At 60.8% G+C, this 19,613-nt stretch carries 12 protein-coding genes; 8 read left to right on the forward strand and 4 right to left on the reverse strand.

What is annotated here, in order from left to right:
• Window positions 1-231 precede the first annotated feature (231 nt).
• The gene (ilvC, locus tag ACILSL_RS15765; RefSeq protein WP_395733007.1) at window positions 232-1,260 is read right to left on the reverse strand and encodes a ketol-acid reductoisomerase; all 1,029 of its coding nucleotides are present in this window, start codon (window positions 1,258-1,260) and stop codon (window positions 232-234) included.
• 126 nt (window positions 1,261-1,386) lie between these two features.
• On the opposite strand from ilvC, the gene ACILSL_RS15770 reads away from it, so the two are divergent.
• Window positions 1,387-2,262 (forward strand): FKBP-type peptidyl-prolyl cis-trans isomerase, encoded by an 876-nt coding sequence (locus ACILSL_RS15770; protein WP_395733008.1) that lies wholly within the window; start codon window positions 1,387-1,389, stop codon window positions 2,260-2,262.
• Window positions 2,263-3,293: 1,031 nt separating this feature from the next.
• Complete coding sequence (locus ACILSL_RS15775) at window positions 3,294-4,400, forward strand: acyltransferase family protein (RefSeq protein ID WP_395733009.1); 1,107 nt, start codon at window positions 3,294-3,296, stop codon at window positions 4,398-4,400.
• Between the two features lie 522 nt (window positions 4,401-4,922).
• On the opposite strand, the gene ACILSL_RS15780 is transcribed toward ACILSL_RS15775, so the two are convergent.
• Together ACILSL_RS15780 and secG are read right to left on the reverse strand one after the other, a co-directional pair.
• Window positions 4,923-9,749 carry a PVC-type heme-binding CxxCH protein gene (locus ACILSL_RS15780; RefSeq protein WP_395733010.1) on the reverse strand — a complete coding sequence of 1,609 codons (4,827 nt, stop codon included), beginning with the start codon at window positions 9,747-9,749 and terminating at the stop codon, window positions 4,923-4,925.
• A 152-nt stretch (window positions 9,750-9,901) separates the two neighbouring features.
• A complete protein-coding gene (gene secG / locus ACILSL_RS15785) occupies window positions 9,902-10,513 on the reverse strand; it encodes a preprotein translocase subunit SecG (RefSeq protein WP_395733011.1) in 612 nt (203 codons plus the stop codon).
• Between the two features lie 158 nt (window positions 10,514-10,671).
• Here secG and ACILSL_RS15790 point away from each other — a divergent pair, with 158 nt between their 5' ends.
• The 4 genes from ACILSL_RS15790 to ACILSL_RS15805 are packed head-to-tail and all read left to right on the forward strand — an operon-like array spanning window position 10,672 to window position 16,950.
• Window positions 10,672-12,816: a VIT domain-containing protein gene (locus ACILSL_RS15790; RefSeq protein ID WP_395733012.1), complete on the forward strand. Its 2,145-nt coding sequence runs from the start codon at window positions 10,672-10,674 to the stop codon at window positions 12,814-12,816.
• 32 nt (window positions 12,817-12,848) lie between these two features.
• The gene (locus ACILSL_RS15795; protein WP_395733013.1) at window positions 12,849-14,012 is read left to right on the forward strand and encodes a VWA domain-containing protein; all 1,164 of its coding nucleotides are present in this window, start codon (window positions 12,849-12,851) and stop codon (window positions 14,010-14,012) included.
• Window positions 14,013-14,028: 16 nt separating this feature from the next.
• Complete coding sequence (locus ACILSL_RS15800) at window positions 14,029-14,715, forward strand: response regulator transcription factor (RefSeq protein ID WP_395733014.1); 687 nt, start codon at window positions 14,029-14,031, stop codon at window positions 14,713-14,715.
• Window positions 14,716-14,724: 9 nt separating this feature from the next.
• The gene (locus ACILSL_RS15805) at window positions 14,725-16,950 is read left to right on the forward strand and encodes a sensor histidine kinase (protein ID WP_395733015.1); all 2,226 of its coding nucleotides are present in this window, start codon (window positions 14,725-14,727) and stop codon (window positions 16,948-16,950) included.
• On the opposite strand, the gene ACILSL_RS15810 is transcribed toward ACILSL_RS15805, so the two are convergent.
• Complete coding sequence (locus ACILSL_RS15810; RefSeq protein ID WP_395733016.1) at window positions 16,951-17,391, reverse strand: 3-hydroxyacyl-ACP dehydratase FabZ family protein; 441 nt, start codon at window positions 17,389-17,391, stop codon at window positions 16,951-16,953.
• A gap of 113 nt (window positions 17,392-17,504) precedes the next feature.
• Here ACILSL_RS15810 and ACILSL_RS15815 point away from each other — a divergent pair, with 113 nt between their 5' ends.
• Window positions 17,505-18,215 (forward strand): lysophospholipid acyltransferase family protein, encoded by a 711-nt coding sequence (locus ACILSL_RS15815; RefSeq protein WP_395733017.1) that lies wholly within the window; start codon window positions 17,505-17,507, stop codon window positions 18,213-18,215.
• A gap of 31 nt (window positions 18,216-18,246) precedes the next feature.
• Window positions 18,247-19,605, forward strand: a complete 1,359-nt coding sequence (locus tag ACILSL_RS15820) for a sulfatase-like hydrolase/transferase (RefSeq protein ID WP_395733018.1) — start codon at window positions 18,247-18,249, stop codon at window positions 19,603-19,605.
• Window positions 19,606-19,613: the final 8 nt, after the last annotated feature.

Genomic DNA, 19,613 nt, shown 5'->3' on the forward strand with positions numbered 1-19,613 from the left:
TCCTCCGCCTCCTCCGCCTCCTCCGCCTCCTCCGCCTCCTCCGCCTCCCTGCCCCTCTGCGGCAAAACCGGACGCCCCCAGCTTTCAAAACTCATAAGCCAGCACACCTCCCCACTCCACCTCTCCACTCCCCCGCCTCCCACAGGGCCAAAAAAAAGCGCGGACCGTTTCCAGTCCGCGCCCTTCTTGATTCTTTGACGATCCCGAAACCGGCACCGCCTTCCGCCACTCTTACGAGTAGCTGGCCTGCTGGCCCTTGATGTCGCGCTTCTTGATCCACGGCATCAGGCTGCGGAGGCGTGCGCCGGTCTTCTCGATCGGGTGCTTCTCGCCGTCCTTGAGCAGCTTGTTGAACTTCTTGTAGCCGGTCTTCGTTTCGCGGATCCACTCCTTGGCAAACTTGCCGGTCTGGATGTCCTTGAGGGCTTCCTTCATGCGCTTCTTCACCGACTTGTCGATGATTTTCGGACCGACTTTCACGTCGCCCCACTTGGCGGTTTCGGAGATCGAGAAACGCATGCCCGCGATGCCGGACTCGTTCATCAGATCGACGATGAGCTTCAGTTCGTGCAAGCACTCGAAGTAGGCCATCTCAGGGGCGTAGCCGGCTTCCACCAGCACTTCAAAGCCGGCCTGCACCAGCGCGCTCGCGCCGCCGCAAAGCACGGTCTGCTCGCCGAAGAGATCGGTTTCAGTTTCTTCCTTGAAGGTGGTCTCGAGGACACCACCACGGGTGCCGCCGATGCCGTGCGCCCAGGCAAGGGCGATCTTCTTGGCCTGCTTGTCAGCGTTCTGATAGATGGCGATCAGGGCGGGGACGCCTTTGCCTTCGGTGTATTGACGGCGCACGATGTGGCCTGGGCCTTTCGGGGCCACCATGATCACGTTCACGTCCGTTGGAACGATGATCGTCTTGAAGTGGATGGCGAAGCCGTGGCTGAACAGCAGGGTCTTGCCCTTCACCAGGTTTGGCTTGATGTCCTTGTTGAAAACGTCAGGGATTTTTGTGTCTGGCACGGCCACGAAGATCACGTCGGCCTTCTTGACGGCTTCGGCGGTGTCATAGACCTTGAGGCCCTTTTCTTCAGCCACCTTGCGGCTCTTGCTGCCGGGGTAGAGGCCGATGATCACATTGACGCCGCTCTCTTTGAGGTTCAGGGCGTGGGCGTGGCCTTGGGAGCCGAAGCCGATCACTGCGCAGGTCTTGCCTTTGAGCGGTGCAAGGCTGGCGTCTTTTTCAGTATAGATTTTCGCGGGCATATAGGTTCTGGTTTGAAGGGCGGCGACAGTGCTTCAAGGGGGGGGCGGGGTCAAACGGCTTTTTCCCGGCCCGTCAAGGCTGTCATTGACCGCATGGGGGCACTGGGTAGTCTCCGGCCCTCCAATATGAAACCCACCATCGCCCTGCTCTGCACCGCACTTGCTGCGGCACCTCTCATCCAAGCCCAGGAAGTCAAACCCGCACAGTCGGCCGAAAAACCCGCCGCATCCTCCCTACCCATGGACAAAGTCAGCTACTTCATCGGCAAAAACGTCGGCAATTCCATCCTCAAGCAACAGGAGAAAATTGACATCAAGGAATTCGCCGAAGGCGTCAAGGACGCTCTCACCTCCAAGAAAAGCTCCAGCTACTCCATGGGCACCGGCCTCGGCCAGCAGTTCGCCAGCGAAGGCATCCCGATCGACATTGAAAAATTCATCGCCGGCATCACCCACACCGTGAAGCCCGGCTCTGACAAGCCCGCTTACACCGAGGAAGAACTCACCACCGCCATGGCCTCCTTCGAGATCTTCATGAAGGCCAAGGCTGAAGCCAACATGACGCCTGAGCAGCGCGCTGAACAGGCCGCCGTGAAGCAGAAAATGGCCGCCGCCAAGGAAGAGGGCGTCAAATTCCTCGAAGCCAACGGCAAGCGTAAGGAAGTCACCACCACCAAGAGCGGCCTCCAGTATGAGATCATCAAGGCCGGCACCGGACCCAAGCCCGCCATCACCGACACCGTCAGCGTTCACTACCACGGCACCCTCGTGAACGGCACCGTCTTCGACAGCTCCGTCGAGCGCGGCATGCCCGCCACCTTCGGCCTGCAGGAAGTCATCAAAGGCTGGACCGAAGGTCTTCAGCTCATGCCCGTCGGCTCCAAGTGGAAATTCGCCATCCCCTCCGATCTCGCCTACGGCGACAGCGGCAGCCCCAGCGGCGGCATTGGCCCAGGCGTCCCTCTCATCTTCGAAGTCGAGCTCCTCGGCATCGTGAAGTAATCGTTCGATTCAGCATCGAATCCCCAAAGGGCAGGTCTTCGGACCTGCCCTTTTTCATTTCGCCCCAAGGCATGGAGGCAATCGCCAGTTCAAATGGACCCATGGCGGTTGGCGAAACTGATTTCCCAATGCTCCTTCCCTCCACGCAGACCCAGCGCTGGTAGGGACGCGTTGCGCGCGTCCCTGTTTTCGGGTCTGCACCACCCGCAGGCAATCCAAAAAGGTGCGCCGTCCCTTCAGCCTTCTGCAGCACGAGGCCCGCGAGGCGCCCAAGTCCATCGGATCATTCTTCGCCCTCCGAAGGAGCGTTCCACCGATGGCGCAGCCATCTCAGCCTGTAGCGAGAGGTTGATATCAGTGACACCCCTCGTTCAAGAGTCTTCATGACTTCCACGACTCGCATCGCGCAGCGATGCCTGCACAATCGTCTCATCCGTTCTCTTTTGTCCCCACCTTGCCTCCTCGCAGCACCTCCACGACATCACCAATATCAGGTCTGCTCATTCCTTTGCCAAAAGCAGCACCCCCTTTTGCGCATACGTCACCTCTGATCCCTCTTCCGTGGTTCAAATCCGGTTTTCAAAGCGTTCTCTAATGACTTGATCGCTCGACTCTAATCACAATCTTATCAGATATGGGCCTCTCTCTTTTGCTTTCGATTTCTATCGTTGCCGGAGGACCTTTTGTGATTCTGAAGTTTGTGAGGCAGTTCCGCTCTTCAAAAGGAAAATCCAAGACAGTTCATTTTCTCCTCCTATTGTCCACGATAGTGGCGTTTGTGGGGTTGGGCCTATGGGATGGGTGGCGCTTGTGGCTGTTGCTGTCTGGTTCCAAGTAAAGCCACGCAACACACCCCCCACCTCCAGCCGGAGAGAGATCCCCTTGATCCCTCCGCCCCCTCTGCCTCTCCGCTCCTCTGCGGCAAAACCGAACGACCCCACGGCTTCCAAAGCTCATCAGCCAGAGCACCATTCACGTCTCTGATCATTTGTGAGGTTCACTCCGTATCACTCCTGCCACTCCCCTCACCCATGTCCCCCGCCCCGCTTCCACCCACCGCCTCCTCGACACGTCTGCTCTCGCTCGATGCCCTGCGCGGTTTCGACATGTGCTGGATTCTCGGTCTCTCCACCGTCGTCTCCCAGATCCTCAATCGCGCCTTCCCGCAATCCGAGGCCGTCACCAGCATCACCACGCAGTTCAAGCACGTGGACTGGGCCGGCTTTCGTTTCTATGACCTCATCTTCCCCCTCTTCCTCTTTCTCGCCGGAGTCTCGCTCGCCATCGCACTGCCACGGCGTGTGGCGCGTGAAGGCCGGGGCGCGACCATTCGCCACCTCCTTGCACGTGCGGCCATCCTGGTGGCCCTCGGCGTCATTTTCTCCGGCGGCGTGAAAAACGGCTGGGATCAAATCCGCTGGCTCGGCGTCCTTCAGCGCATCGGCATCGCCTCAGCAGCCGCCGGCTTGCTTTCGCTGTTTCTGAAGACCCGCGGCTTGACGCTGGCAGCCGCCACCCTCCTCATCGGCTACTTCCTGCTCCTGCGTTTCGTTCCGGTCCCCGGCGTCGGCGCAGGAAACTTTGCCGAAGGCATGAACCTCACCAACTACCTCGACAGCATCTGGCTCCCCGGCCGCAAATACAACGGCAACCACGACCCCGAAGGCATCCTCAGCACCCTCCCCGCCATCGCCACCGCGCTCATCGGCCTCCTGGCAGGCAAATGGATCACTTCAGACGCCGTCCCATTCCGCAAAGCAGCCGGTCTCATCGCCGCCGGACTCCTCATGCTCGCCCTCGGCTGGTCTTGGCATCCCTTCTTCCCCGTCATCAAAAAAATCTGGTCTTCCAGCTTCGTCCTCGTCGCCGGAGGCTGGAGCGCCCTCCTCCTCGGCCTCTTCTACTTCATCGTCGATGTCCTCGGCTTCCGCCGCGGCCTTGCCCCCTTCCTCTGGGTCGGCTCCAATCCCATCGCCCTCTATCTCGCCTCCGGTTTCGGCTTCTTCCGCACCATCAGCGAGCGCCTCGCCACCACACCACCTCCACCCTACGACTGGCTCCCCTCCGCCCTGACCTTCGCCCTCATGCTCGCCACCGCCCGCTGGCTCCACAAAAAACAGATCTTCCTCAAGGTTTGAAGTACGACATACTCTCCTGTCTGTCGATCAGCGCGCTCTCACCCCCCAGACCAACAAAAAGTGTCCATTGCACTCCGACAGAGTCCATTTGATTGAGGCTCACATAACAAGGTCAGCGCTGTGACGAGATAGATGCACTCTACTTCTCTCGCGTTGATTCTGTCTGGCTCCCGGAGAGCCGTAGCGAAGCGGAGACAGCCGAAGGCAAAGCACGGAAATTAGCCGGTGGTGAAGCGAGGCTTGCCGAGCGAGAACCACCGGATTGCCACAAGGATCACGCATATCTCAAGGCCGCATGCCGAAGGTATGCGAGAAGCCTTCACCCACCTAGCGCTCGCAAAAAAACTGCAAGCGCCTCTCTGCCTCTCTGCCTCTCTGCCTCTCTGCCTCTCTGCCTCTCTGCCTCTCTCATAGGGAACGCATGCTCCTCTTCCCAATTTACAATTCTCAGTTTTCAGTTCTCAATTTACAATCCCCGGCACCCCGTCCCTCGAAGTGCTCCGCACATAAAATCCCCACCGCCTACTTCCCGCTCGCCCACTTCACCGCATTCGTCAGGATTTGCTGATACGGCTTCAGGTCATGCACCCGCGCATCATGCCCGAGTGCGATGCCCACGACCCGCGCCTTCGGATGCTCCGTGATCCACACGCTCGGATGCCCCGCCTTGTACTTGTCGCTCGGGCTCGTCTCCGCCAAAACGGTAATCTTCGCCGTCCCCGCAGGAATCTTCTCCGGCTCCGCATTCACATAGTACAACTCGTCCTCCACCGTAAAGCTCGCAGGCACACCAGCCATGATCGCATGCTCCGCCTTCACCGCCTTCACTTCAAACGGATGAATCCGGTCATGCCCGCGCGCGCCGCCGCCCACGATCTGCGCATTCAGCTCAGGCCATCCGCCAAAGCCGTACCACGTGCCAGGATGCAGCATGATGATCCCCTTGCCTGCCGCTGCGAAATCAAACAGCGCCTTGCGATACACCGCCGTGTCGAAAAACTTCCGGTTCACACTGATCACCGCCACGTCCGCATTCGCCAGCTCAGCCGCCGCCTGATCACGGTCCTCCGTGTAATGCACCGTGAACCCCGCGCCCTTCAGCGTCGCCACATCCGTCTCGCCAAAGAACTTCGCAAAGTTGTGCGATGACCCGCCGCCAATGACGAGCACCTTCGTCTTCCCAGCCTCCCACTGCACCGGCGTCGCAGCCACCAGCGGCCCGTCGCCTTTGCCACCTTCCTTCGGCCCGGTATCTGCCGCACCCGCTGCCTGCGCATTGGCTTTAGGCTTCGCCGCCGTCTCCACTTTAGCAGGCTCCATGCTCGCCGTGATCGCCACCGTGCAGGGCGTCACGATGCTGCCGCTGGTCTCCAGCGTGATCTTCTTCAGCGCGCCCCGCTTCTTCAAGTTGATCGCGAAATACCGAAGCTGCCCGCGCCGTGTGAAGTCACCCGCATCATCACTCAGCGGCACTTCCGCCTTGCCGATGTAGTCGGCAAAGTGCTCGCCATTTTTGAGCACGATGCTGTCCTTGTCACCGTCGGCAAATTCCACGTGGACCGTCATCGCAGGCTGCCCGCGTGCCTTGTCCCCGCCGAAGGGCCAGCCCCAGCCCGCAACACCGCCCAGGAAATGCAGGCTGGCGGCCGTGGCGCTCGTCGCGATCTCGATCTTCTCCGGAAAGCTATCAGCCACCGTGCCTTTGCCACCACCTTTGAGAGCGATGAGGCTCGCGCCAGTCTGCGACTTCTCCGGATCCATCACAAAGAACGGCACGCCATGCACCGTCACATTGCCAAACTTGTGCAGCGTCACCGTCTGATCCTTCGCATCCTCCTTCGCGAAGATGCCGGCACGGCTGTCGGCATTGTAGGCCGTGCGCAGATCCAGCACCCGGAACTTCTGCTCCCCGCCGCAGATGAAGCTCAGGATGTCCCGCAGCGTCTCCGCCCCCAGCGCCTCCAGTCCTTCCGGCATCAGGCTGCGCCGCGTGTTTTCCCGCGTGGCGATATCGTCCTTCTTGATCTCAAAATCACCCACCTGATTGCGCAGCGTCAGGCTCGCCTGGTTCTCCGTGATGATCACACCCGCCAGCGTCTCGCCCTTCTTCGTCGTGATGTTCCAGGCCCAGAAGCTCGGATCCACCTCACGGTTCGGATCCACAATGTGCACCAGCAGCTCCGCCGGACCATGCGCCCCCATGCCCGTGAGCTGCGGTCCCACATCACGCAGCCCCACATCTCCCAGCTTGTGACACACCGCACAGGCCGCGGTAAACATCATCTTGCCCTTCACCGCATCTCCCGGCTTCTCCACCTCCGGCGTCAGCTGCACCAGCAGTTCGTTCTTCGCCTTCGCATTCGGGTTCAGCTTTTCGATCATCGCATTCGCCTGCTTCGCCACCTGCTTGTTCGGATGCGTCCGCAGCCGCGCAATATTTCCCGGCCCGATTTCCTTCGGATCAATCTTCCCGTTCTGAATCGCATTCAGCAGCGCCAGCGCAGCCTCGGGCCGCTTCAAGATCGCATCAAACGCCTGCGTTCGCAGTTCGGCCTTCAGCCCGTTCAGGTTGCCCACCAGATCCGTGACACGGCCCTTCTCATCCATGGCCGTGATGATCGCAGCCTGCAGCGCGTTCGGAGAATCCTCACGGGAAAGAACACCCACCACCTGCGCACTCGCATCGCCCCCGATGCCGACCAGGGCTTTGGCAGCCGTGATGCGATCCCCGATCACCGCCTTCTTGTCCTCCAGCTTGGCCGTCAGACTGGCAATCTGCGCCTTCACCTCAGCCGCCAGCGTCCCCGGCTTGTCCCATTTCACCACCAGCGGCAGCGCCGCCGCCGCCAGGTTTGGCTGCCCCAGCAGCTTCTTCAAAGAACCCGTCAGTTCCGGCGTGAGTGCGGGCCCATCATTCATCTGCTGAGCGATGCCCTGCAGGATCACGACTTTAAGCCCGTCTGCTTTCGCATCGGCATTGGCACAGGCGCTGATCAGTTTGTCAGCACCTGCTGGCAGGGCCTGTGGAAGCATGGCTGAAACAAAGGCTTCCGGCGCTCCATGCGCCAGCGCTGCTTCAATCATGGGCTGCGCTTCGTCAGCACAGGCGGCGATCAATGCCGAGCGGCTCCAGTCCTCTTTGGCAGCCGCGTAGTCCTTCAGCACCTGCTCACGTCCTGCCCCGGTCTTCACCGCTTTTTCAGCGGTCTCATAGGCTTTGAGCGCGTCGCTTCCCATCCTGGCGTTGGGATTCTTGCTCTGCTTCACCGCCTTCGTCGCCTGCTTGTGCTGCACCTTCCAGATGCGGCCAAAGTAATGGTCACGGTCAGGTCGCACCGCCGCATTGGCCGGGCCATGGACCGGGCCACGCGTGTCATTGTGAATGACCGCCTGATTGTAAAAATCCACCACATACAGCGCACCATCCGGCCCCACACGATTCTCAATCGGCCGGAACCACAGATCCTTGCTGCGAATGAATTCCGTCTTCTCACGCCCTGCCTCACGATGAGCCTTGTAAGTCACGCCGTCTTTCTCGACGAAGAAGTGGCTCACAATGTTCAGCGTCGGCTCGGTGGTGAAGTAGCTGTAGTTCCACTTCGCCGGCCACGCCCCGCCTTCATAGATTGCACAACCGGCGGCAGCCGTATAGCTCCCCACCTGATCAATCTGCACATACGCCTGCTCCGGCCAGGACATCAGCGGATACGTCGGCTCCTTCGGCAGCATGCCGTTCGTGCCCATCACCCCGGGCAGCTTGCCCTTCGCCAGCACATACTCAGGCAGCACCACATGCAGGAAATGATTCCCACTCGTCGGCTGCGTGAAAAACACCTGCCCGTCCGTGGTGATGTCCAGTCCCCAGGTGTTTCCGCCGCGTGAGGCATACTGCTCAAACGCGCTGCCATCCGGCTTGAACCTCACCACCCCACTGCCGTCCGTGCCAAAATCCTGCTTACCATCCGGCGAGGTCACATGCCCGGAGCTATACCCATGCGTGGCATACACCCAGCCATCCAAACCCCAGCGCAGGTTGTTGATCACCGCATGCGTGTCTCCCGTTCCGAGTCCCGTGTAAAGTTTCGTCCGCTTGTCTGCCGTCTCATCGCCGTCCGTGTCTTCAAGATACCAGATGTCCGGCGCCGCACAGGCGATGACGCCCTTCTTGTAGAAGCAGAAGCTCGTCACGAGCTCCAGCTTGTCCGCAAACACATGCTTCTTGTCCATCACCCCGTCACCGTTCGTGTCAGACAAGATTGAAATCCGATCAATCGGATCACGGTCGTACTTTTTCGTCCACGAGCCGCTGTCCTTCCACTTCTCCACATTCAGCTCACGGCGACCATTCGGATACTCCGGCGTTTCACAGACCCACAGGCGCCCCTTCTCGTCCCAGTCCACATTCATGACCTTGTTGATCAGCGGCTCGGCGGCCACCAGCGAGATGTCAAACTCCGGATGCACCTCGATCTTCTCCGCCGCCTTCTCCGGCCGCGTCGGTCCGCCTTCCACATAGCGCAGGTTGTCCCCCAGCTCCTCCGGCTTGCACAGCTCGTCCACATTCTCCCGCTTCCCCGCCCACGCGATCCCCCTCAGCAGCAGCGCCCGGAAATTCGGCCGGCTGAAGTTCGCATAGTAGTGCCCCGGGATGCTGACAAAGGAACGGTAGTTATCCTTCTCATAGGTCCAGACCTGCGGCTGGATGTCATAAATACTGACCTCTTTGCCCCCCTTCGTGATCTCCGTCGCCCGCTTCGCGGCTTTCTCATTCCGCGCCCCCGCCGGCTTCGGCGTGTAAGCCCCGGCCAAAATACGGCAGTCCGGCAATACATCCATGTCGTAGTAAATTTCGTCATCCATTGCGAAATTCGACACATCTTTCGTGATCGGATTCTCATGATCCGTGAAGTACAAATGCATCGGCCCCTCCCGCCATTTCGTCTGCCCATGGTGCCACGACCCGCCGATGATCCCCTTGAACCAGTCATGGTCCTTCGAAACCGAGGCCGCATGGATCGTCACAATGCCGCCTCCCCGCTGCAAATACTCCATCAGGTCCTTCCTTTCCTGCCCGATCTTGATGTCACCACCGCTGTCCAGATGCAGAATCAGGACATCCGTTGCATCCAGCTGCTCCTTGGTGGGGAATGAATCACCTCCAGTCGCCTTCGCACCCCGTTCATTCAGCAACGGCACCCAGTCCCGCAGAAAGGAAGGATGATCATGCGCCCCCGGACCGTGGGACTTCGGCCCCGACCGGATAAACACCCGCAGCGGCTCCGCCGCAATGGATGAGTGCGGAACAACGCAAGACGCAGCAAGCGCGAGACAGAAAAGGAAACGTTTCATGGTGGGTTCGATGGTAGGCAGAACCAACGCATGATGTGAAGCCCGTTTTCGCACGGCACACTATCGGAAATGCACATGCCATCCCCGCCTGAAAAAACGAAAGGCACGACTCGCGTCGTGCCCTTCGTGGGAAATTCAAAGCAAACTATCGCTTACTTCGGCTGTGCTGCGGGAGCCGGAGCAGGGGCAGGCGTCGGAACTGGCGCTGCCGCAGGAGCCGGAGCTGGCTTAGGTGCAGGCGCTGGTGTCGCGGCAGGTGCCGGAGCTGCGGCCTTGGGTGCTTCAGGAGCCTTGGCTGGCTCGGTCTTCACCGGAGCTGGTGCTGCAGGAGCGGCTTTCTTGGCATCGGCTTTCGGAGCTTCGGCTGCCTTGGCAGGTTCAGCTGGCTTGGCCGCATCCTTTTTCACAGCTTCCTGGATTTTCTCCAGAATCTTGGCCTTGGCCTGCTCATCAGCCGTAGGAGCGGCAGGGGCTGCTGCCTCAGGCTTGGCATCTCCATAGATAGACGGGGCCTTGCTGCCCGTCTGGTGACGGCTCACCAGCACGGCCAGGAGAATGGTCAGGGCAAAAAGAAAGATGGCCAGATAGACAGTGAACTTCTGCAGCACGTTCGTCGTCTGTGCGCCCCAGACCTGGCTGGCGGCGGCGTCGCCGAAGGAGGCGCCCAGGCCTTCCTGGCGGGGGCGCTGCATAAGCACGACGAGGATGAGCAGAAGGCAGACGATGACTTCGACTACGGTAAGAATTCCAATGAAGATGTCCATAAAAGGGGCGCGAATATGGGGGGACTTCCCGGCTTGGCAAGGGGGAGTTCCAGTTCAGCAGGCCGATTCACCGCCTTGTCTAGGGCCAGCCAGGGCGTTTTCCTGCCCTTTACAGGTCGTTTACAGACGCCGCCAGCCGCCTGAACCACTTTGGCGGCATGAAGACGCTTCTTTGTGCCCTTTTCTTCGTCGCGCCCCTGATGGCGCAGGATTTCCACCCACGTGGCTGGATTTCCCCCAGTTCGCGCATCATTCACTCACAGCCGGTACAGGTGACCCAGGTGGATGCCCGCATCGACATCGCGGATCAGCACGCCACGACGACCCTCGACATCGCCCTGCGCAATCCGACCGGCCGCCCGCAGGAGTCCGAACTCCTCGTCCCGGTGCCGAGCGGGGCGGTTCTGAAGTCCTTCGCCTTTGAGGGTGGCAATTCCGAAGGCACGGCCAAACTGCTGCCGCGTGAGGAAGCCCGACGCATTTACGACACCATCGTGGCACAGACGCGCGATCCAGCCCTGCTGGAGTTCGTCGGCAACGCGGTCGTGAAATCGAGCGTCTTCCCCGTCCCGGCCAACGGCACGCAGAAAGTGCGGGTAACCTATGAGCAGTTGCTTGAAGCCGATGGCGCGCGGCTCGATTACGTCCTGCCCCGCTCAGAGGCGGTGGAATATGCGGTGCCGTGGAAGCTCTCCATGCGCGTCCATTCCACGTCACGCATCGCCTCGCTCTACTCTGCCAGTCACGAGATCGCCGCCAAACAGCCGGATGGCCACACCGCCACTCTCTCTTGTGAAACCAAGGACCCGGGTGCTTTCCGGGTGTCGCTGCTGCGCGAAACGAAGGATGAAATGACCGCCTCCCTGCTGGCCTACCCGGACCCCAAGATCGGCGGCGGCTATTTCCTGGTGATGATCGCACCGCCGAAGCCCCAGGCGGAGGCCAAACCCATCCTGCGGGAGGTCACCCTCGTCATCGACCGCAGCGGTAGCATGGCAGGACCGAAGCTCGATCAGGTCAAAGCGGCCGCCTTGCAGGTGATCGAAGGCCTGAACGACGGCGAGGGCTTCAACCTCATCGTTTATAATGAGGCAGTAGAGATGTTTGCGGCGCAGCCGGTGATCAAAAATGCCGAAACCACGAAACAGGCCCGCGACTACATCAGCGCGCTGCGGGTGAGCGGTGGCACGAACATCCATGATTCCGTGGTCGAGGCGCTGCGCCAGAAGCCGCTCGCAGGCATGCTGCCCATCGTGCTTTTCCTCACCGACGGTCTGCCAACCATTGGCCAGACTTCGGAGAAGGCGATCCGTGAGACCGTGGCCAAGGGAAATCCGCATCAGCGTCGTGTGTTCACCTTCGGCGTGGGTGTGGATGTGAACACGCCGCTGCTCTCCCGCATCGCCCGTGAAACCCGGGGCAGCGCGGAGTTTGTGCTGCCCAAGGAGGATGTGGAGGTCAAAGTGGGCCGTGTGTTTGATCGCCTGCGGGGGCCGCTGCTCACGAAGCCGGCCGTGCGGGCGGATGATCCGAGCCGTGTGAGCGATCTCATCCCCGCTCCCCTGCCCGATGTGTTTGAGGGAGAGCAGATTCTCCTGTCCGGCACCTACCGTGGCGAGGCACCGCTGCATTTCCAGCTCACGGGCGCTGCCGCCGGGGGAGAACGGAAGTTCGATTTCACGTTCAATCTCGACAAGGCCAGCACCGCGAATGCCTTTGTGGCCCGACTTTGGGCCAGCAACAAAATCGCCGTGCTCAGCGAGGCGATCCGTGACTTGGGCGCCGATGGTGCAACGGGTGGAACGACGGAGTTGGTGAATGAAATCGTGCGCCTTTCCACGCAGTTCGGCATTCTCACCGAATACACCGCCTTCCTGGCTGAAGAAGGAACCTCCCTCGCCGCCGCGCCGGCCAATGCCAGCAAGGCTGCCTTCAATTACAACGACAGGGCGATGAAGATTCGCAGCGGAGCCGCCTCCGTCTCGCAGGAAGGCAATTTGAAGAAAGCCGTGGAATCCAAGCAGCTCAACGTCCGCAATCGCTTCCTCGATGCCAAGATGCAGGCCATCGAGATCACCAGCGTGCAGCAGTGCCAGGCCGGAGCCCTCTTCAACAAAGGCAACCGCTGGACCGATGCCAGCGCCGCCAAGGACGAACGCGCACCTGAGCGCATCATTGAGATCGGCAGCGCAGAGTTTGGCCGCCTTGTCGATGAACTCGCCGAGGACAACCGCCAGAGCCTGCTGGCCCTGCGGGGTGAACTGCTGCTGCAGCATCGCGGCCAGCTGGTCCTCATCCGCTGAATTTCCCACTAACTCAACCACCCATAACATCCATGAAAACGAAACATATCCTCATCGCCACGGCTTTGACCGTGTGCCTCGCCATCGCCAAAGATGCCCAACCACCCGCCCCCGTGGCGGAGATCGCCAAAGTCGAAACCGCCGCCGCTGACACCCCGCTGGTGCAGATCGCCGTGCTGCTGGACACCAGCAGCAGCATGAGCGGCCTGATCGAGCAGGCTAAGACCCAGCTCTGGAAGCTGGTGAATGAATTCATCACCGCCAAGCAGGACGGCAAAACACCCGTCGTGCAGGTGGCGCTGTATGAATATGGCAAATCATCGCTACGGGCGGAGGAAAGGTGGATTCGCCAGATTCAACCCCTCACCCGCGATCTCGACAAGGTCTCTGAAGAGCTCTTCGCCCTGACGACAAACGGCGGTGACGAATACTGCGGCGCAGTGATTGAACGTGCGACGAAAGACCTCGCCTGGGATGCGAACCCGAAGGTGTATAAGGCGATCTTCATCGCCGGAAACGAACCCTTCACACAAGGACCCGTAGATTCCAAAAAGAGCTGCCAGAATGCCATCGCCAAGGGCATCATTGTAAATACGATCCACTGCGGCAGCGAATCCCAGGGCATCGCGGAGCACTGGAATCAGGGCGCGCTGCTCGCGGACGGCAAATACCTCGTGATCGACCAGAACCAGGCCATCGTTCACATCGAGGCGCCGCAGGACAAGGAGATCGTGAAACTCAACGAACAGTTGAACAGCACCTACATCTCCTACGGGAAGGAGGCTCCCATGGCCAAGGCACGGCAGATGGCACAGGATGGCAATGCCGCCGCCAAGGCCGAATCCGGCGCTCAGGTTCAGCGCATCATCAGCAAGGCCAGCGCCAACTACAGCAACACCGGCTGGGATCTCGTGGATGCCAGCAAGCAGAAGGACTTCGACATCACAAAGGTCAAAGAGGCCGATCTTCCGGAGGAAATGAAGAAAATGAGCGCCGAAGAACGCAAGGCCTACCTTGAAAAGAAAATCGCCGAACGTACGGAGATTCAGAAACAGGTGCTGGCCTTGAACAAGGAACGTGAGGCCTACGTGACCACGAAACGCAAGGAATCCGCCAAGACCGACACCCTCGACACCGCCATGACCAAGGCCCTGCGGTCCCAGGCGGAGAAAAAAGGCATCGCATGGGAGAAATGAACCTTTAAACTTCGCCATGCCTTCCACCATCCTTGTTGTTGAAGACGACGCCGCGATCCGTCGCGGCGTCCTGGATGCGCTCAAGTTCGCCGGTCATACGACGCTGGAGGCGAGCGATGGCGAAAAGGGAATGAAGCTGGCCCTGAGTTCTACCTTCGACCTCATGCTGCTGGATCTGGTGCTGCCCCATGCGAGCGGCTTTGACATCCTGAAAGCCCTGCGGCGGGAACGGCCCGGCACACCGGTGATCATCCTCTCGGCACGTGGCGAGGAAAATGACCGTGTGCGCGGCCTGCGGCTGGGCGCGGATGACTATGTGGTGAAGCCGTTCAGCGTGCGGGAGCTGCTCGCCCGCGTGGAGGCGGTGCTGCGCCGTGCGCCCGAACGCCAGCCGGTGAGCGAGACGCTGACGCTCTCCGCCGCGACGATTGATTTTGGAAAGAGCGTGGCAAGTTTTGGTAATGGAGAGAGCGCGGAGCTTTCCGAGCGCGAGCGTGATGTGCTGCGTTATCTTGCGCTGAATCGCGGCAGGCCGGTGTCACGAGATGAGCTGCTGCAACGCGTATGGCACATCGAGAACCAGCAGACGGAAACACGCACGGTGGACATGCACATTGCCAATCTGCGCCACAAGCTGCGAGATGATGCAGAGTCTCCGCGTGTGATCGTCACCGTACGCGGCAAAGGCTACCAGCTCGCCTGATTTCAAACCATGCGCAAACCGCTGCACATCTGGATCACCTTCATCGCCTGCCTCGGGCTGCTGCTCGCGGCGATGGCGTGGGTGAGCTGGCACACGCTGGCTCTGGAGCGTGAGCGTGAAACAGCGGCGCGTGAAGCCGACCAGCAGGAGCGCGTGCGGCTGGCGCTGTGGCGGCTCGATTTCCAGGCGAGCGCGCTCATGATCCGCGAGAATGCGCGGCCGCCCTATGATTTCCGGCCCTTCCATTCACCGGAAGGCCTGATCAACAAAGCGTACGACAATGTGGCGAAGGGGGAGGTGCTGGTGCCATCGCCGCTGCTGGCGGAAATTCCTGAACATGTGCTGCTGTATTTCCAGATGGATTCGCGCGGTCAGGTTTTGTCCCCACAGGTGCCGCAAAACGACGAGCGCACGCTGGCGCTGGCGCAGTTCATCAATGCGGATGACCTGACTCGCAGCGAGCAACGCCTGGGCGGTCTGCGCGAACTGCTGGCCAAGCCTGTGAACGTGACTGCACCACCTGCAAGACGGGAGTCTTCCCTCTGGCGCAGCACCCGTGCGGCTCCGCCCGCCCCTGCGCCAAGCACCGCGCTCAACCGCCAGCTTCTTGCGGAGGTGGCCTGCGTGGCCCGCTTTGACATTGACGACTCGAAAGCGGCCGAAGCCAAAGATGCCAATCAGCCGCGCAATCCGGCCTGGAATACCCAGCAGGGCCAGGGGGCGGCCCAGCAGATGGTGCTGAACAGCACGGAGAACTTCTCACGCAACCGTGCCGTCAACCTGCAGGCCGAGGAGGCGATCAAACAGCAGCCGCAGATCAAGCTGAAGGCAGGATCCGGCACGCTGGTGTATTCCAAGGAAAAAATGGCCGAGGCCAAGCCGGCACCAGCGAAGGCTCTGAAAAAAGAATCCGCGCAACCGGCAGGCAGCAGCAATGGATCCAGCCTCGCTGCCGCCTCAGAACCAGCGGCAAAGGAGATGGATGCCAAGCCCATGTCATCCCGCCAGCAACCACAGGATCCGGCCCCTGCGGCAGCTCCCGCACCGGTGCCTTTGGATTCCAAAGCGGATGGTGCTGCCGTGGCCTTGGGCAATCAATCATCCACCACTCCAGCCATTCCTTCTAGTGTGCAGCGACCACTCAAAAATGCCTCCACGGCGAACAGCTCGCGGCCCTTTCAAGGCGTGTGGATCGGCAGCCACCTGATGCTGACGCGGGAAGCTTTCGTGGATGGGGTGCGCATGGTCCAGGGAGTGTGGCTGGACTGGCCCGCGCTGCGCGAATCTCTGCTGCGTGAGATCACGGATTTGTTCCCTGATGCGAAACTGGAGCCCGCAGCGAATGCCTCCGCAGGCACACGGCCGAATGACGATCCGCTGCGCTTTGCCGCGCTGCCGGTACGGCTGGTGCCGGGAGCCATCCAGCTCCCCCCCCTGCCGTTCTGGACGCCGCTGCGCCGATCTCTGGGAATCGCGCTGACCTGCGTGCTGCTCGCAGCCATGGCGGTGGGGGTGGTGCTGTTTGGCACAGTCGCCCTTAGCGAGCGCCGGGCCGATTTCGTTTCCGCCGTGACGCATGAGCTGCGCACACCGCTGACGACTTTTCGCCTCTACTCCGAAATGCTGGCGGACGGCATGGTGACCGATGAGGCGCAGCGGAAGACCTATCTGGACACCCTGACCGGTGAAGCGGGCCGATTGAGCCATCTCGTCGAAAACGTACTGGCCTATGCCCGGCTTGAGCGTGGCAGTGCGAAAGCGCGAGCCGAGAACATCACCATTGGCGAGCTGCTGGACCGCATCCTGCCGCGCCTGCAGCAGCGTGCGGATGACTGCGGCATGACGGTGCGTGTGCAAGCCACGGAAACAGACCGCAAAACGCAGCTGCATGTGGACGCCGGAGCGGTGGAGCAGATCCTTTTCAACCTCGTGGACAACGCCTGCAAATACGCGGCCCCGCGCTCCGCAGAGCCGGTGATCCATGTGGAGGCGGACACCAGCGGCAAGTTTGCCATGCTGCGCGTGCGTGACCACGGCGGTGGCATCTCCCGCGGCGAGCGGCGGCGGATTTTCCACCCCTTTCACAAAAGCGCCGATCAGGCCGCGCATTCGGCTCCCGGCGTGGGGCTGGGTCTGGCGCTGTGCCGCAGACTGGCCACGGCGCTGGGCGGCGCGATCACACTGGATGCCACGCACAAGGACGGCGCCTGCTTCATGCTGCGCCTGCCCAAGTAATCAGTTCTCTCCGGCAAGGGTGACAGCCCCTGTGAGGATGACCTGGCCCACATCATCGCGGATTTCACCGCTGACCTGCCCGAGGGTGCCGAGCATGCCCTGCAGCGCGCCACTGAGGTGAAGCGACTGACCGGGGGTGATGCTGCCGAGAATTTTGATCTGCCGCACCGCAGTGAGGCGGAGGTTTTTGAGCGGAGCCTCCCCAGGGCGGGTTTGAACGAGAATGCCGCCGAGCTGGGCCAGCGCCTCGATCATCAGCACCCCGGGCATGAGCGGGGCACCGGGAAAATGGCCGCGCAGAAATTCCTCATCCCCCTTGAGCTTCCATACCGCTTTGGCAGACACCCCAGGATTCAGTTCAACAAGTTCGTCAATAAAACGAAACTCAGAACCGTGCGGCAGGGAGGAAAGCGCTTGAATTAGGTCTGTGGGAGATGACATGCTGCGGTCTTATTCACGATTCACCCACAGAGCAAACACCAAGATGCGCGCGAGCGCCGATGATCTGTCGTGTGCTCATTCAGATATGGCATGTATTCGTGCTTCTGCTGAGCATGATTTATTGGGCCGTCGGTGGCATTCTGTTTGTGCTGGCAGGTGCTGTGCTGGTGCCGGTGCTGCCGGTGGAAAAATCCCGCTCTCTGGGCCAATGGCTGCTGAGCTTGGCCTTCCGAGCCTTCCTCACCTTCCTGCGCTTGTGCGGTGTGTATGAGTGCGAATACATCGGTTTCGATGCGCTGAAGGATGTCAAAGGCGGGCTGATCATCGCGCCCAACCATCCGGCGCTGTGGGATGCCGTCTTTATCCTCTCCAAGATTCACGGCCTGCGCTGCATTTTGAAGGCGTCATTGATGCACAATCCGTTTCTGCGGGGCGCATCCAAACTGGCGGGCTTCATTCCCAACAAGCCCGCTCACAAGATGCTACAAAACTCCATCGAAGCGCTGCGCCAGGGCGACCGGCTGCTGTTTTTCCCGGAAGGAACACGCACACGGAAGCTGGAAAGCTGCATCAATACGCTTCAGGGCGGCCTGGGGATCATCGCCACGCAGTCGAGCGCGCCGGTGTGGCCGGTGTTCATCGAAACCAACAGCGACTACCTCTCCAAGGGCTGGCCGCTGTGGCATCTGCCGGACAAAAAGATCCGTATGCGCATCACGCTGGGTGAACCGCTGGCCAGCCCGCCGGATGAGAGTGCGACAGAGTTCACCAAACGCCTGCACGAGGTATTTCTGGCAGCGCTGGGCAACCGCCCAAAAGCTTGATGGGCGGCAGGATTCGCAGCGTTATCATCGCATGCGCCTTCTGCTCATCATTCTGACGCTCGGCACCCGTCTTTACGCCGCACCGAACATTCTTCTCATTGTCGCGGATGACCAGCGGCCGGACACGATCCGCGCGCTGGGGAATGCCGTGATCGACACACCGAATCTGGACCGGCTCGCCGCCCGTGGCACAGCTTTTTCCCGTGCGTATGCGGGGTATCCCATCTGCCATGTGAGCCGGGCGCAGATCCTGACCGGCAACCCAGCCTTCAGGGCGCTGCCCAAGTATCCCGGAGGAGCGATTGATCCCACCCTGGCGACGCTGGGCGGCACGCTGCAGAAGGCTGGCTACCACACCTGCTACACCGGCAAATGGCACAACGACGGCCACCCTAAACAGCGCGGCTACACCACCACGAGCGGTCTGTATTCGAGCGGTGGCGGCAAGGGCGTGACACAGCCTGACAGCGATGATCGTGGCCGCCCGCTCACGGGGTATCGCGGCTGGACCTTCAAGGATGAAAACAACCAGGCAGAACTGGACAAAGGCGTGGGCCTTCAGCCTGACAACAGCCGGCACATCGCTGATGGGGCCATTCGTGTGATTCAAACGGCACCGAAAGGAAAACCGCTGTTTCTGCATGTGAATTTTGCCTTTCCGCATGATCCGCGCCAGTGGCCGGCGGGCATGAAGGACCGCTACACTGCCGCGAAAATGCCACTGCCAGCCAACTTCGCACCGCAGCATCCTTTTGATCATGGCAACCTCGGCGGGCGCGATGAGCTGTTGCTGCCGACGCCGCGCATTGCAAGCGAGGAGCTGGCGATTTACTACGCCATGATCACGGATCTTGATGCGCAGCTCGGGCGCATCCTGGATGCGCTGCCAGCGTGTGATGAGACGATCATCATTTTCACCAGCGACCAAGGGCTGGCACTCGGCAGCCATGGCCTGATCGGCAAACAGAACGAGTATGAGCACAGCATCCGCAGCCCGCTGATCATCTGCGGGCCCGGGCTGCCGAAAAACGAGCGCTGCGCCGCTCTGGTGAACCTGAGCGATCTTTTCCCCACGCTTTGTGATCTCGCGGGCATTGCGGTTCCTTCCACGGTGCACTCGAAGAGTCTTGCGCCGCTGCTGCGGCATCAAACCGGGCGGGTGCATGATTTTGTCACCGGTGCTTTCACGGATACTCAGCGCATGATCTGTGATGAGCGCTGGAAGCTGGTGCTGTACCCGAAGGCGGGAAGGGAGCAGCTCTTTGATTTGCAGACCGACCCCGACGAGATGCACGACCTCAGCGGAGAGCCTGCTCACAAAACGACAAGGAACGACTTGAAAGCCCGGCTGGAGACCTGGCGGCGAGAGCAGGGTGATCCGGATTTATGATCCGGCAT

This window comes from Prosthecobacter sp. (assembly GCF_044222345.1).
GTDB lineage: Bacteria > Verrucomicrobiota > Verrucomicrobiia > Verrucomicrobiales > Verrucomicrobiaceae > Prosthecobacter.